The sequence below is a fragment of the Streptomyces sp. NPDC005070 genome, from assembly GCF_053600395.1.
In genome coordinates this window covers 1-13,358 of record NZ_JBSFZS010000160.1, presented here as the reverse complement: position 1 = coordinate 13,358, position 13,358 = coordinate 1, and the positions used below count along the sequence as shown (strand labels likewise).

Below are 13,358 nucleotides of genomic sequence, written 5' to 3'. Positions count from 1 at the left end.
GTCGCCGTTGGGTGAGGGGTGGGCGTCGGTGGCGACGGGCATCGATGTACCGGCACGGCCCCTTCCGTGCGTGGCCGGGTGCGGGTGCGGGTGTGTCGTGGTGGCCGTGCCGGATCCTCCGTGTGCTGCCGGCTCCGGGTGCGCCGGGTTCGGGGGCGCGGGGCCTGGGTGTGCCAGGTTCGGTTCGTCAGCGGCCCTTGAAGCGGGGGGACCGGCGTTCCACGAAACTCGCCACTCCCTCGGTGGCGTCCGCCGTCGTCATGTTGATCTCCTGCGCCGCGGCCTCCGCGGCGAAGGCGGCGGCGCGGTCGGTGTCGAGGGAGGCGTTGACGAGCTGCTTGGTGAGCGCTAGGGCGCGCGTGGGCCCGGCGGCGAGCCGCTCGGCCCAGGCGCGCGCCGTCTTCTCCAACTCCTCGGCCGGTACGACCCTGTTGACTAGCCCGATCCGCTCGGCGTCCGCCGCGCTCAGCGCGTCCCCGAAGAACATCAGCTCCTTGGCCCGCTGCGGGCCGACGAGGTGGGGCAGCAGAAAGGCCCCGCCGCCGTCCGGTACGAGACCGCGCCGCACGAACACCTCGATGAACCGCGCCGGTTCGGCCGCGAGGACGAGGTCGCACGCGAAGGCGAGGTGCGCGCCGATCCCGGCCGCCGTGCCGTTGACCGCCGCGATCACCGGCTTCTCGCAGTCGAGGACGGCGGCGATCAGGCGCTGCGCACCCAGCCGGATGGTGCGGGCGACGTCGCCGGGCACCCGCTCCCCGGCGGGCGGACCGGCCCGCAGATCCGCTCCCGCGCAGAAGCCGCGGCCGGTGGCGGTGATGACCACGGCCCGTACGTCGGGGTCGGCGGACGCCGCCGTGAGCAGCTCGATCACGCGCTCACGCTGGTCCCGGGTGAGGGCGTTCATCGCCTCGGGCCGGTTGAGGGTGATCCATGAGACGGCGTTGTCGGTGGTGTGGCGTATGAGTGAGTCGAGGGGCTTTTGGGGTGGTGCGGGGGCTTCGTGGGGTGCGCGGGGGGAGTCGGTCATGAAGGGGGCTGACTTGAAGGGGTCGGTCATGACGGTGCTCCGTTTCGTGCGGGGGCCGGGGCGAGGGCGGGCGCGGGACCGGGTGGCGGGCGGTCTCCGTTCAGCGGCACAGCACCAGTGCGTCCAGGGCCACGGCCCCCTGTCCGCGGGGCAGCACCATCAGCGGATTGATGTCCAGCTCCGCGATCTCGTCCCCGAGTTCGAGCGCCATCCGCTGGATCCGGATCACGACCTCGACCAGCGCGTCCACGTCCACCGGCGGGCCCCCGCGCACCCCGTCGAGCAGCGCCCGCCCGCGCAGTTCGGACAGCATGGCCCGCGCCTGGTCGTCGCCGAACGGCGGCACGCGCACGGCGAAGTCCCGCAGCACCTCGACGAGAACCCCGCCGAGCCCGACGGTGACGGTCGGCCCGAAGAGCTGGTCGTGTGTGACACCGACGACCATCTCGACGCCCCGCTCGACCATCTGGCAGACGAGGACCCCGTCGAGCGAGATGCCCTCGTAGCGGGCGATGTCGGTCAGCTCGCGATAGGCGTCGCGGACCTGGCTGGCGGAGGTCAGCCCGATCTTGACCAGGCCGAGTTCGGTCTTGTGGGCGATCTGCGCGCCGGAGGCCTTCATGACCACCGGATAGCCGACCTGGCTCGCCGCCCGCACGGCCGCCGCCGCGCTGGTCACCAACTGCTCCCGCGGCACGCGGATCCCGTATGCCCGCAGCAACTGCTTGGCACCGTGCTCGCTGAGTTGCTGGCCCGGGCGCATCAGGGCCTGCGCCTTGCGGAAGGAGGGCGACGGGGTGCGCGGGGCCTCGTCGAAGGGCGAGCGGTAGGCGGCGGTGAACCTCGCGTGGTCGAGGTGGGCGCGGACGGCGGTGATGCAGTTGGCGAACGTACGGAACGTGGCCACCCGGGACGAGCCGAGCAGCGTCTCCCGGTACGCCGCCTCCGTGCCGACCGGCGACCCCCACACCACGCACACCAACTTGTCCGTCTGCTCCGCCGCGTCCACCAGGTCCTGCGCCAGCTTGTCGCTCATCGGCGGGAAGGGCCCGGTGATCGGGCAGATCAGTACGCCGACGGCCGGGTCGGCGAGGATCGCGTCGATGATCTTCCGGCCGCGCCAGTCGCCGACCGGGTGCCCGCCGTTGTCGACCGGGTTCGCGACGTTCAGGTAGTCCGGTATCCAGGTGTGCAGCTCGGCCTGTTTGGCCTCCGAGAGGACCGGCAGGTCGAGGCCCGCCTCGCTCGCCAGGTCCGCGAAGTGCGCGCCCGTGCCGCCCGAGATCGAATAGACGACGACCCCGTCCGCCCGGGGTGCCCGGGCCCGCGCCAACAGGGCCGCGGTGTCCTGGAGTTCGTCGAGCCCGTCCACGCGAATCACGCCGTACTGCCGCATCGCCGCGTCCACCACCGCGTCGGCGCCGGTCAGCTTGCCGGTGTGTGAGGCGGCGGTGCGGGCACCGGTCTCGGTGCGGCCGACCTTCACCGCGACGACGGGCACCTTGCGCCGGGCGGCGCGGTCGGCGGCGAGCAGGAACGAGCGGCCGTCCTTGAGTCCCTCGACGTAGCAGGCGATGGCGCCGACCTCGGGGCGCTCGGAGAAGTAGGAGATGAAGTCCGCCGTCTCCAGGTCGGCCTCGTTGCCCGTGGGCGCCCAGTGGGACAGGCGGACGCCCAGTTGCTGCATCGCGAACACCGGCCGGCCCTGGTGGCCGGACTGGGTGATGAGGGCGACCGCGGGGCCGTCGAGGTCGTCGCGGAAGTGCTCGAACGCGTTGAGGTTGGTGTTGGGGCCGAGCAGTCGCAGGCCGGAGCCGCGCACGGCGGCGGCGAGGCGGGTCTGTGCGGCGGCGCCCTCCGCTCCCGTCTCGGCGAATCCGGACGCGAACGCGACCGCGAACCTCACCTTGGCCTCGGCGAGTTCCCCGATCACCGGAAGGGGGTCGGCGACGAGGAGCACCGCCAGGTCCACCTGCTCCGGTACGTCCGACACGGAAGGGAGGCAGGGGAGGCCGAAGACGGTGCGGCGGGTGGGGTGCACCGGATGGAGGCGGGCGCCGACCCGTTCGGCCCAGGCGATGAGCTGGCGGGTGATCCCGGTGTTCGGCCGTCCCTCGGCGTCCGAGGCGCCGATGACGGCCACGCACTCGGGACGGAAGAAGCGGTCCAGGTCGGGGACGGTGGCGTACAGCGGGCGACCGCTGACGTCCAGGTCGTCGACTTCGGCCGGGCGTCCGTGCACGACCGGGGAGGGCTGCTCGCCGCAGGCGATGACCCTGGCCCGGCGGGAGTCGGTGGTGAGGGTGCCGTGGGTTGATCCAAGCATCGGTCCGCCCGCTCCTGTGTGACAGCCAATTGTTAACTGACGCACTGTCAGATTACGCAACTGACGCCATGTCAGGAACCGTTGTGCAGGGTCGGGCTTCTGTTTGGTACCCGGCGGTCAAACAAATCCGGAGGCTTCAGCGGTTCAGAGCTGGGGAGGTACGTCGCCTCCGAGGAGGGTGATCAGCTGACCGAGGCGCGTGTCCAGTTCGCGGCCGACCTCGGCGATCTGCGGGTTGCCGTAGCTGTCGAACAGCAAACTGGGCTGGTCGACGGCGAATTTCGTGTCGCCGTCGGGGTCGGCGTAGATCACGGAGGGCAGTGGTGCGTGCAGCGCCGCCGACGCGTCCTCGCGGAAAGCGCGTTCCGCGATGACGTGGTTGCCCATGAGGTACTGGGTGGCCTTCCAGAGGGACTGTGAGCCGGCCATCAGGGCGCAGACGTCGCCCCGGAAGTAGCGCATGAACCCGTGGGGGCCGTTGATCTCGGCGAGTTCAAGCGTGGCCTTCCAGGAGCCCAGTTGGTAGAAGCGGTGGAGATCGGCGTCCGGGACGAGGGTCTCGAAGTGCTCGCAGGCCTCGTCGTAGGGACGCGGGAGCGTCACGAGAAGCCTCCGGGCGGGGTGATCGGTGAAGGCGTTCTCTGTCGTCATGGCCGTACCTGTTCGTCGTCAGAGCGGATGAGCTCAAGAGCGTGGACGTCGACCGTGATGGAGGGGAAGTTGAGGTTGACGCTGTTGTCGGGGTTGCGGCGGAACATGCGTCGTCGCGTCGGAATGACCAGCCCGTCGAAATCATGGTGGTGGCCCGTGTAGTGGCCGACGAGGAAGCTGTTGTTGATCTCGGCGACGTAGTCCATGCGGCGTTGCATGCCGAAAGCGTCGTAGTAGAAGACCGCGTTGGGGCTGTGTGTGGCGATGTCGGGCGGGAAGCGCACCTGCAGACGCCGCCATGTCTGCCCTGCCTCGTGCCACGGTTCGATCTCGCGGGCCTTGACACCGGGATAGGTGAAGAGGAAGGGGCTGGTGAAGTAGTTCCAGATGGCGTAGCCCAGGAAGTAGCCGAGGTGTGGGGCGTCCCAGTCGGAGCTCCGCAGCATTCCCTTGAAGGCGGCGCGAGCGGGTGCGAGGGTCTCGACCGGTTCCCCGTCCAGGGTTCGCACGGTGACGCTGTCACTGGCACCGTCGAAGACCATCTCCCACTCCGGGCGGGTGAACGGGGTGAACACGATGTGTTCTCTGGCCGTGTCGAGCGTGACGACCTGGTCGAAACTCGTCCCCGGCGGCCAGCCCTTCATCCCCCAGACCGGGCCGTCGATGGAGATGTCGGCCTTCACGCCGCTGAGGGAGTCCCAGAGTTCCCTGCCGCCGGCGGTTGTGATGGCCAGATCGAGGAGTTCCGTACTCATGGCCTGGGTTCTTTCCGTAGGAAATAGGCACAATTCGAGTGTCTCGCAGCGCAGAGGGCACGCCAACTCGACGATCAACGGCCTCGATCTCACACGGCCCCCTCAGGCTGGGGGGAGTATCGAGGACATCACCTCGGTCTTGAACGTGCTCTGATCTCAAGCATCCCGCTGCGGGGCGCCGCTCGCTCGCCGGGGCGTGTTCAGCGGAAGTGGCCCCTGATCGAAGTACCAGGTCAAGGGCCGATCCGAGCGGCTCGCACCGGGGCTCAGCCGATCACCGCGCGCCGGTCGACCGTTTCCGGCTGACCACAAGGAGTCCTGCTCCCGCGATGACCATTCCGCCGGCGACGGCGGCGCCGGCGATACCGGCAGTGGTGAGTCCTGTCGCGGCGAGGGCCGGTGTGGGGGACTGCCCGCGGGCGGCGTCGCGAATGAGATCGGTGATGGCGTCGGGGTGGGAGATCAGCACGCTGTGGGAGGCGTCGATCTCGACCGTGTGGGAGCCGGCGCGCTTGGCTTCGAAGCGCTCCAGGTCGGGGGCTATGGCCTTGTCGTTGGTGGCGACGGCGGCCCAGGACGGGATGGTCCTCCACGCGGCGGACGTCGCCTTGTCGGCGAAGGCAGTGGCTGCGATGGGGGGCTGGGCGGCGGCCGCCACGGATGTGGCCGTCTCCGGGAGGTCCGCGGCGGCGACGGCGTGGAACTTGTCCGGAGAGAGGTACAGATCTGTTCCGGTGGACCCGTCCGCGTTCTCGAACGGCACTTGAACCAGGGCGGGGTTGAGCTCGCTGCCGGGGAATTTGGCGGCGAGTTGGCCGAGGACTTCCCCCTTGTCGGGCATGAAGGCGGAGACATACACGAGCGCCTTGACGTTGGGGTTGCCGGTGGCGGCCTCGCTGATCACCGCGCCGCCGTACGAATGACCGACCAGGACGATGGGGCCCTTGACGCTCCGGAGGACGCTGGAGACGTAGGCGGAGTCGGTGGGCAGGCCTCGCAGCGGATTGACGGGAGCGATGACCCGGTAGCCGTCCGCCTGAAGGCGTGCCACGACTTCGTTCCAACTGGACGCGTTGACGAAGGCTCCGTGCACCAGGACGACGGTCGGTTTGCCCCCGGTGGCGCCGGTGCCGCTGTCGGGGGTCGTGGACCCCCCGTCGGCGACGGCGGGCGCTGACACGGACAAAGCCGCCGCGGTCACCGATGTGGCGATGGCGGCATGTATTCGACGCGAGTGAGGCCGCGGCACACGGGACGACGCCATAGCTGATCTCCTTCGAAGAACGGGCGGGATGTTCGTCAGCGTGTCCGGCCGGCACCGAAACCCGCATTCCCGGCGAAGCACATGAGCGAATTCCCTCGCCCGTTCGGGTCGGCTCGATGGATGTGCGGTTCGAGGAGGCTGAGAACCTGCGGGCGGGGAGGCCGGCCCACCGCGCGCCAGGGCGGTGGGTGGGTCGGGGCCGCGCCGGTACATCCGCCCGCATCCGAACGGATCTCAGCAGTACCTAGCGGTGCGGGTGGGTTTTGATCCGTCCGGCCTGCGGGCATTTGATGTACCGGCACGTCCCCTCCGGCGCGCTCCCGGCTGCGGGTGCGTCGTGGTGGCGGCCGTCCACTGGGGGTGCGTCGTGGTGGCGGCCGTCCACTGGGGGTGCGTCGTGGTGGCGGCCGTCCACTGGGGGTGCGTCGTGGTGGCGGCCGTCCACTGGGGGTGCGTCGTGGTGGCGGCCGTCCACTGCTGGTGCTGGTGCTGGTGCTCGTGCCGGTGCGAGGTGGTTTGGGTGCAGCCCCTCACGTGCGTGAAGTTTCAGTCCCGGTGGCGAAAATCGCCTTGTGCTGCGGGGGAGGTTCGGCTTCCCCGGGCCCCTTTCGGGCGCGGGGGAGTCTCAGCCCCTCCGGCGATCGAGGAGCGGGGGGCTGGGGCGGAGGGGGCGAAAACCTGGTCGGGGCCCGGGTGTCAGCGGGTGTGCTTGGAGGTGTGGTGGGCTATCGCCTTCGCGATCTTCTCGGCGTCCAGGGCGAGTTCGCGGAACATGCCGCTGATGGGGTTGGTGAACCCGGTGAAGTACAGGCCGGGCGCCTTCCGCGGGGCGTGCCCGCCGTGGACGACCGGATGCCCGCGCCCGTCGAGCACGTCGAGATGCCCGACCATGCCCTCCAGTGCCCGCGCGTACCCGGTCGCTGCGATCACCACGTCGGGATCGATCCGGCTCCCGTCGGCGAGGACGGTCTTGTCGTCCTCGAACCCCTCCACCGCGGCCACGATCTCGACCTTCCCCTTGCGGACGGCGTCGATGAGCCCGACGTCCTGGACGGGGATGGAACCCTCGTTGACACGCGAGTAGAGCCCGGTGTCCGGGCGGGGCAGGCCGTGTGCCCCCAGGTCGGGCACGCTCAGCTTCGCCATCGGCCCGGCCAGCGCGTCCACGAGCCGCACCGGCAGCCGTCGTACGGCGATGCCCGTGAACTGCGCGGCCCAGCCCGCCGTGGAGCGGCGCACGATGTGCGGCGCGGTGCGGACGGACAGCCGTACGCGCCGGGCGCCGCCCTCGATCAGGTCCACGGCGATCTCGGCGCCGGTGTTGCCGATGCCGACGACGAGGACGTCGCGGCCCGCGTAGGGGGCGGGGTTGCGGTACTCGCCGGCGTGCAGGAGCTCGCCGGCGTAGGTGTCGCGGCCGGGCCAGTCGGGGATGCGCGGGGTGTGGTTGTAGCCGGCCGCGACGACCACCGCGCTGCCGGTCAGCTCGCGTCCGCCGGTGGCGTGCAGCAGCCAGCCGTCGCCGCCGGGGGCGGGCTCGACGCGGGAGACCTCGACGCCCGTGACGATCTCCAGACCGTGGTGCTCGGCGTACTTCTCCAGGTAGCGCACCACGTTGTCCCGCGACACCCACCGGCCGAACGAGCGCGGCATCGACAGCCCCGGCAGCGCGGACAGCCGGCGGGTGGTGTGCAGGTGCAGCCGGTCGTAGTGGCCCCGCCAGGACGCGCCGACCTCGTCCGACCGCTCCAGCACGACCGCTCGTACGCCCCGGGCGCGCAGCGCGTACGCCGCCGCGAGTCCGCCGGGGCCGCCTCCGATCACGTACACGGGGCGGTCCTCGTGGGAGGGCACCGTGCGGGAGGTCGCGGAAGCAGTCGAGTCGGCCATAGCGCGAGCGTAATCACGACTCAGCTTGATAGGTCTCGGTCAAGACCGGAATCGGTTGCGAAGTGGTCACGACTGTGGGAGGGGTGGGTGGGCCTGGTGGCGTAGGTCACTTCGATGGGGTGGCCGTGTGCGAAAAGTGCGCTGTTGTCGCAGGTGGGCGGCCGGGCGTACGTCTTTCGCCGGAGCGCGGGATCGGCTCCGCGCGCCCCCGGGAGGGGTGGAGCGGGAGGGGTGGCGGCGGGATGGTCGCGTACTTCATCGGTGGTGGGTGTCGGGCTCTTGCGTGGGTGTCCCGGGGCGTCGAAACTGACGTTCCGTCAGATGTGGTGCCTTCGCGGGAGGTTCGGCCATGGACACGATCTGGCTCGGCGGGGCGGAGTGGCTGGCCGTGCTCCGTATCGGGCTCGGCCTCTGGTGGCTCGAGAGCTGGCGGCACAAGGACAGGAAGGGCTGGTTCGAGCGGGGGACCGGCATCGCGTGGGCGGCGGATGTCGCCTCCAAGCATCGATGGAACGTGGTGCGTTCGGGCTTCGACACGATCGTCGCGCCGCGTCCCCGGACGATGGCGTACGTCGTGGTGTACGCGGAGCTGGCTCTCGGTCTCGGGCTTGTGGCCGGGCTGCTGACCCCCGTCGCGCTGGTCGCCGGGCTGCTCCTCAACGTCCTCTACTTCACCCTCATGATCCACGACTGGGCGGAGCAGGGGCAGAACGCGATGATGGCGCTGGCCTCGGCCGTCGCCCTGTTCGCGATGTCCTGGCAGACGTGGTCCCTGGACGACGCCCTGGGACTCTTCCGGTGAGCGGGACACCGCGGGGGAAGGTGGGCGCGGGGGGCTCCGGTGCGGGGTCCGACGTTCCCGAGGCGGACGCGTTCACCCGGCCGTACTGGGACGCGGCGGCGGAGGGGCGGCTGCTGATCCGGTACTGCGCGGCCTGCGACCGCGTTCACCACTACCCCAGGGAGTTCTGCCCGCACTGCTGGTCCGAGGACGTGAGCTGGCGCCCCGCGAGCGGACGCGCCACGCTCTACACCTGGTCCGTCGTCCACCGCAACGACCTGCCCCCGTTCGGCGAGCGCGTGCCGTACGCGGCGGCCGTCGTCGACCTGGCGGAGGGTCCCCGGATGATGACCGAGGTGATCGGCTGCGAGGAGGCGGCGCTGCGGATCGGGATGGAACTGGAGGTGGCCTTCCGGGCGGGGATTCCCGTGTTCCGGCCTGCCTCACGCGCCGGTGGGTGACGGGTTCCGGTCGGGTGCCGGCTCGGGGTCCGTCGTGAGGCGGCCGTGGAGGTGCACGTCGCGGAACGCGTCATGGCGGCCCGCCTCGAACATCGCGCCGCGCAGAGTCCCCTCGTGCCGGAATCCGCAGCGCTCGGCGACCCGGCAGGACACCTCGTGGCCCACGGCGTGCCCCAGTTCGAGGCGGTGCAGGGCGAGGTCGGTGAAGCCGTAGCGGGTCGCGAGGGTGAGGGCACGGATGGCGACCCGGCCGCCGCGGGCATCCGGGAGGACCCAGTAGCCGATACGGGCACAGCTCATGACGTGGTCGATCTCGTTGACGCCGATATGGCCCAGCGTCTCGCCGGTCTCGGCCTCGGTGACGCAGAAGGAGATCCCGGTGCCGCCGACCGCCGCCGCCACGCGGGTCCGCAGCGACTCACGGGCGGTGCCGATGTCCCGGACGAACCTGAGCGGGGTGTTCCAGCGCTGGAGTTCGGGATCGGTCAGCCCGCGCAGATACGCCGACACGTCGGCGTCGGATTCCGGGTCCCAGGGGCGCAGCCGCAGACCGAGGCCCGTCAGCTCGGGGGCGGGCTGCACGGAGAACTGCACATGGGCATCGGTCATCCGGCCATTCAAGCCGCTCCGGTCCCACGGGTCACGCCCTGGAGGAAATTCGGAGGCACGGCTCCGTGGCCGCAAGGGATCATCGGACATGACCTCCGTGACGTACGACTGGCAGCTCACTTACGACCTCGACGCGTTTCTCGCCCGGGCCGGAGACTTCCTCCGGTCGCGGCCCGCGCGGCACACCGTCGCGCTGACCGTGACGGAAGCGCTGCGCAGACGGGGAGTGAGCCAGTACGGGAAGGACGCGCCGGTCTTCGGAGCCCTGGAGCGGGACGGGGCGGTCCGGGCGGCCTTCTTCCGCACGCCGCCGTACCGGCTGAACCTCACCCCGCTGGACGAGCGGGGCGCCGAGACCCTGGCCGCGCTGCTGGCGGACACGGAGATCGAGGTGCCCGGGGTCTCCGCCGACACGGACACCGTCGACGCCTTCGCCGGGGCCTGGGAGCGGCGGACCGGGGCGAGGACGGTGCCGCTCCGGAGCGAGCGGCTCTACCGGCTGGGCGACCTGGCGGTGCCCGAGCCCGCACCGCCCGGCCGTCCCAGGGTCGCGGACGCGGGGGACCGGGAGCTGCTCGCCCGCTGGTACACGGAGTTCGCCGAAGCCATCGGCGAGGGTGCCCACCGCGACGGCGGCGCCTGGGCCGACGACCGGATCTCGTACGGCGGCATCACCCTCTGGGAGGACCCCGAGGGCACCCCCGTCGCCATGGCGGGCGCGACACCGCCCGTCGCCGGACAGCTCCGGGTCGCCCCCGTCTACACCCCGGCGCGTCTGCGCGGCCGGGGGTACGCCGGTGCCGTCACCGCCGAGGTGAGCCGCGCCGCGGTCGCCTCCGGGGTCCAGGAGGTGCTGCTCTTCACCGACCTCGCCAACCCGACCAGCAACGGCCTGTACCAGCGCATCGGCTACCGCCCCGTCTCCGACTTCGCGGCGTACGACTTCACGTACGAGGCGTAGGACGGGGAGCGCGGGGCCGGGCGTGTGGGGTCTGGCGGCTCACGGCCACAGCAGCTCGGTGGCCCAGCCGGTCTCCGTACGGCGGTAGACGAGCCGGGCGTGGCGCCGGCGGGCGTCACCCTGGAAGAACTCGACCTCCTCCGGACGGAGGCGGTAGAGCGTCCAGGTGGGGGCGGGGGAGCGCGGGGCGCTCTCGGCCCGCTCCCAGGCCGCGTCCGAGGCCCGGTCCAACTCGGCGCGTGAGGGCAGGACTTCGCTCTGCCGGCCCACCAGGGCCGCGGCCAGTGCCCCCGTGGAGCGGGCGTGCAGGTCCGCCTGGCTCTCCTCGGGCGAGGCGGCCGTGACCGGGCCGCGGAGCCGGATCTGGCGGCCCTGCGCGGGCCAGTAGAAGCCGAGGGCCGCGTACGGCCGCGCGGCGAGCTGGCGTCCCTTGCGGCTCGTCACGTGCGAGGCGAACGCCCAGCCGTCGTCGTCCGCGCCGTGCAGCATCACCGTCCGGACGTCGGGCGAACCGTCCGCGTCGGCCGTCGCGAGCGTCATCGTGTGCGGTTCGGCCTGCCCGGCCGCCACCGCTTCCGCGAACCACCGGGTGAACAGGGTCAGCGGGTCCGCCGGAGCCTCCTCCGGGGCGAAGCCGGGCAGCTCCGTGTCCCACACCCGCAGTGATCTCAGCAGCTCATGAAGGTCCGGTTCCATGACCCCGAGTATCACCCGGGGCGCGCCGACACCCCACGGCAGCACCCGCAACCCGGGGCGCGCGACAGTGGGCCCGCATCTCTGGGCCCGCATCTCTGGGCGTGCGTCCCGGGGCCCTCATCCCGGTCCCTCATCCCGGGTCCCCTCACCCCCGCCCCAGCACCACCGTCCCCGACGAGCAGAACCAGCCCCCCGTCCCGGAGGCCACCGCCAGCTCGGGCAGGGTGCCGTCCGGGCGCCGCACCTGGCGCTCCTCCGGAAGGCCGCCGCGCAACTGCCGTACGGCCTCCACGAGAAGGAACAGGCCGCGCATGCCGGGATGCTGGGCCGACAGTCCGCCCCCGTCCGTGTTCACCGGCAGTTCCCCGTCCACCAGCAGCCGTCCCTTCGCCACGTCCACGAAGGCGCCGCCCTCGCCCTTGGCGCAGAAGCCGAGGTCCTCCAGGGTCACGAGGGTCATGTAGGTGAAGGCGTCGTAGATCTCGGCGAAGTCGATCTCGGCCGGGCGGACTCCGGCGCGCTCGAAGGCGAGCCGGCCGCTCACCGCCGCCGGGGAGACGGTGAAGTCCGCCCACTCGGACATGGTGGTGTGGGAGACGTGTTCGCCGGTTCCGAGCACCCACACCGGGGCCGTACGGCAGTCGCGTACGTACTCCTCGGCCGCCAGCAGCACCGCCGCGCCGCCGTCGGAGCGGATGCAGCAGTGCAGCTTGGTGAACGGGTCCGCGATCATCGGCCCGGACAGGACGTCGTCGACGGTGACCGGATCGCGGAACATCGCCTCCGGGTTGCGGACCGCGTTCGCGCGGGCCTGGACGGCCACCGAGGCGAGCTGTTCGAGCGTGGTGCCGTACGTGTGCATGTGGCGGCGCGCGGCCATCGCGTACTTGGCGATGAGGGTGTGGCCGTACGGGACCTCGAACTGGAGGGGGCCCCGTGCGCCGAACGAGAGGTTGCCGGTGCGGCGGCCCGCCCTGATGTCGGCGCGGGCGGTGGAGCCGTAGACGAGCAGGACGGCGTTCGCGTGGCCCGCCGCGACGGCGTCGGCCGCGTGGGCCGTCATGACCTCCCAGGTGGACCCGCCGACCGAGGTCGAGTCGACCCAGGTGGGCCGCAGCCCCAGATATTCGGCCACTTCGGCGGGCGCGAGGGTGCCGAGCCCGGCCGACGCGAAACCGTCGATCACCGATCGGTCCAGGCCGGAGTCGGCCAGTGCGCGGCGCGCGGCCTGCGCGTGCAGCGCGTACGGGGTCGCCTCGTCCACGCGGCCGCAGTCGGACAGGGATATGCCGACGACGGCGACCTTCCGACGGCTGTGGCCCGGGGTGGCATGCGTCATGAATCTGACGGTACATCAGATAAGTGGCCCGCCGGGAGGCTGTCGCACCCCTGTGCTTCTGGGGCCCTCCGCCCTAACATGACGGCCCGTCAGATCGACGTGCCGGATCAGCCCCCCGACGAGGGAGGAGCCCGCCCATGGACGCCCGTCTCACCGCGGAGCAGGAGGAGATCCGCCGCACGCTGCGGGAGGTGCTGGCGAAGCGGTGCGGACCGCGGGAGCTGCGGGCCGCCGAGCGGACCCCCGCCGGCTACGACCCGGCTCTCTGGGACACCCTCGCGCGCCGGCTCGGGCTGCCCGGACTGGCCCTCCCCGAGGCGTACGGCGGTGCCGGCTGCTCGGCGACCGAACTCGCCCTGGCCTGCGAGGAGTCGGGACGCGCTCTCGCCCCCTCGCCCCTGCTGTCCACCGCCGTCCTCGCCGCCCCGCTGATCCTGGCCCTCGGCACCGAGGCGCAGCGCACCGCACTGCTGCCGGCGCTGGCCTCGGGCGCGCTGACCGCCGCCCTCGCCGTCCCCGGAACGGGACTGGCCACGGCCCTCGCCCTGGCCGGCGACAACCATGGCGGCTGGGCCGGCGGCGGCCGCGCCGGGGG

13 protein-coding genes are annotated in these 13,358 nt (G+C 71.8%); 4 read left to right on the top strand and 9 right to left on the bottom strand.

The annotated features are described in order from the left end of the window. Positions 1-187: 187 nt before the first annotated feature. The 6 genes from ACWEBX_RS33345 to ACWEBX_RS33320 form a co-directional block, all read right to left on the bottom strand. Entirely contained in the window at positions 188-1,030 is an 843-nt protein-coding gene (locus ACWEBX_RS33345) for an enoyl-CoA hydratase/isomerase family protein (RefSeq protein WP_451888506.1), read from the bottom strand. A 100-nt stretch (positions 1,031-1,130) separates the two neighbouring features. After that, the gene (locus tag ACWEBX_RS33340; RefSeq protein ID WP_451888505.1) at positions 1,131-3,356 is read right to left on the bottom strand and encodes an acetate--CoA ligase family protein; all 2,226 of its coding nucleotides are present in this window, start codon (positions 3,354-3,356) and stop codon (positions 1,131-1,133) included. Between the two features lie 144 nt (positions 3,357-3,500). Continuing rightward, on the bottom strand, positions 3,501-4,007 hold the full coding sequence (locus ACWEBX_RS33335; protein ID WP_451888504.1) for a DUF302 domain-containing protein: 507 nt from the start codon (positions 4,005-4,007) through the stop codon (positions 3,501-3,503). Beyond that, positions 4,004-4,762 carry a hypothetical protein gene (locus ACWEBX_RS33330; RefSeq protein ID WP_451888503.1) on the bottom strand — a complete coding sequence of 253 codons (759 nt, stop codon included), beginning with the start codon at positions 4,760-4,762 and terminating at the stop codon, positions 4,004-4,006. The genes ACWEBX_RS33335 and ACWEBX_RS33330 overlap by 4 nt, the downstream gene beginning before the upstream one ends. Positions 4,763-5,036: 274 nt before the next feature. Continuing rightward, complete coding sequence (locus tag ACWEBX_RS33325) at positions 5,037-5,942, bottom strand: alpha/beta fold hydrolase (RefSeq protein WP_451888502.1); 906 nt, start codon at positions 5,940-5,942, stop codon at positions 5,037-5,039. Between the two features lie 780 nt (positions 5,943-6,722). Further along, complete coding sequence (locus tag ACWEBX_RS33320; protein WP_451888501.1) at positions 6,723-7,916, bottom strand: flavin-containing monooxygenase; 1,194 nt, start codon at positions 7,914-7,916, stop codon at positions 6,723-6,725. A 349-nt stretch (positions 7,917-8,265) separates the two neighbouring features. Here ACWEBX_RS33320 and ACWEBX_RS33315 point away from each other — a divergent pair, with 349 nt between their 5' ends. Beyond that, positions 8,266-8,718, top strand: coding sequence for a DoxX family protein (locus ACWEBX_RS33315; RefSeq protein WP_451888500.1), 453 nt, complete (start codon positions 8,266-8,268; stop codon positions 8,716-8,718). After that, positions 8,715-9,158, top strand: a complete 444-nt coding sequence (locus ACWEBX_RS33310; protein WP_451888499.1) for a Zn-ribbon domain-containing OB-fold protein — start codon at positions 8,715-8,717, stop codon at positions 9,156-9,158. The genes ACWEBX_RS33315 and ACWEBX_RS33310 overlap by 4 nt, the downstream gene beginning before the upstream one ends. On the opposite strand, the gene ACWEBX_RS33305 is transcribed toward ACWEBX_RS33310, so the two are convergent. Then, positions 9,141-9,767 carry a GNAT family N-acetyltransferase gene (locus ACWEBX_RS33305; protein WP_451888498.1) on the bottom strand — a complete coding sequence of 209 codons (627 nt, stop codon included), beginning with the start codon at positions 9,765-9,767 and terminating at the stop codon, positions 9,141-9,143. The genes ACWEBX_RS33310 and ACWEBX_RS33305 overlap by 18 nt on opposite strands. Positions 9,768-9,855: 88 nt before the next feature. Between ACWEBX_RS33305 and ACWEBX_RS33300 the strand changes: the two genes are divergently transcribed. Further along, the gene (locus tag ACWEBX_RS33300) at positions 9,856-10,728 is read left to right on the top strand and encodes a GNAT family N-acetyltransferase (protein WP_451888497.1); all 873 of its coding nucleotides are present in this window, start codon (positions 9,856-9,858) and stop codon (positions 10,726-10,728) included. A gap of 39 nt (positions 10,729-10,767) precedes the next feature. On the opposite strand, the gene ACWEBX_RS33295 is transcribed toward ACWEBX_RS33300, so the two are convergent. Together ACWEBX_RS33295 and ACWEBX_RS33290 are read right to left on the bottom strand one after the other, a co-directional pair. Continuing rightward, a complete protein-coding gene (locus ACWEBX_RS33295; RefSeq protein ID WP_451888496.1) occupies positions 10,768-11,424 on the bottom strand; it encodes a pyridoxine/pyridoxamine 5'-phosphate oxidase in 657 nt (218 codons plus the stop codon). A 145-nt stretch (positions 11,425-11,569) separates the two neighbouring features. Then, positions 11,570-12,763, bottom strand: coding sequence for a thiolase C-terminal domain-containing protein (locus ACWEBX_RS33290; RefSeq protein WP_451888495.1), 1,194 nt, complete (start codon positions 12,761-12,763; stop codon positions 11,570-11,572). Between the two features lie 137 nt (positions 12,764-12,900). On the opposite strand from ACWEBX_RS33290, the gene ACWEBX_RS33285 reads away from it, so the two are divergent. Then, positions 12,901-13,358 (top strand): acyl-CoA dehydrogenase family protein (locus ACWEBX_RS33285; RefSeq protein ID WP_451888494.1); only part of this gene is annotated, 458 nt, incomplete at its 3' end.

What these genes read in the sequence shown, in the direction of transcription:
- ACWEBX_RS33345 (WP_451888506.1), bottom strand. Translation starts at nt 1,030, where the DNA reads ATGACCGACTCCCCCCGCGCACCCCACGAAGCCCCCGCACCACCCCAA.
- ACWEBX_RS33340 (WP_451888505.1), bottom strand. Translation starts at nt 3,356, where the DNA reads ATGCTTGGATCAACCCACGGCACCCTCACCACCGACTCCCGCCGGGCC.
- ACWEBX_RS33335 (WP_451888504.1), bottom strand. Translation starts at nt 4,007, where the DNA reads ATGACGACAGAGAACGCCTTCACCGATCACCCCGCCCGGAGGCTTCTC.
- ACWEBX_RS33330 (WP_451888503.1), bottom strand. Translation starts at nt 4,762, where the DNA reads ATGAGTACGGAACTCCTCGATCTGGCCATCACAACCGCCGGCGGCAGG.
- ACWEBX_RS33320 (WP_451888501.1), bottom strand. Translation starts at nt 7,916, where the DNA reads ATGGCCGACTCGACTGCTTCCGCGACCTCCCGCACGGTGCCCTCCCAC.
- ACWEBX_RS33315 (WP_451888500.1), top strand. Translation starts at nt 8,266, where the DNA reads ATGGACACGATCTGGCTCGGCGGGGCGGAGTGGCTGGCCGTGCTCCGT.
- ACWEBX_RS33305 (WP_451888498.1), bottom strand. Translation starts at nt 9,767, where the DNA reads ATGACCGATGCCCATGTGCAGTTCTCCGTGCAGCCCGCCCCCGAGCTG.
- ACWEBX_RS33300 (WP_451888497.1), top strand. Translation starts at nt 9,856, where the DNA reads ATGACCTCCGTGACGTACGACTGGCAGCTCACTTACGACCTCGACGCG.
- ACWEBX_RS33295 (WP_451888496.1), bottom strand. Translation starts at nt 11,424, where the DNA reads ATGGAACCGGACCTTCATGAGCTGCTGAGATCACTGCGGGTGTGGGAC.
- ACWEBX_RS33290 (WP_451888495.1), bottom strand. Translation starts at nt 12,763, where the DNA reads ATGACGCATGCCACCCCGGGCCACAGCCGTCGGAAGGTCGCCGTCGTC.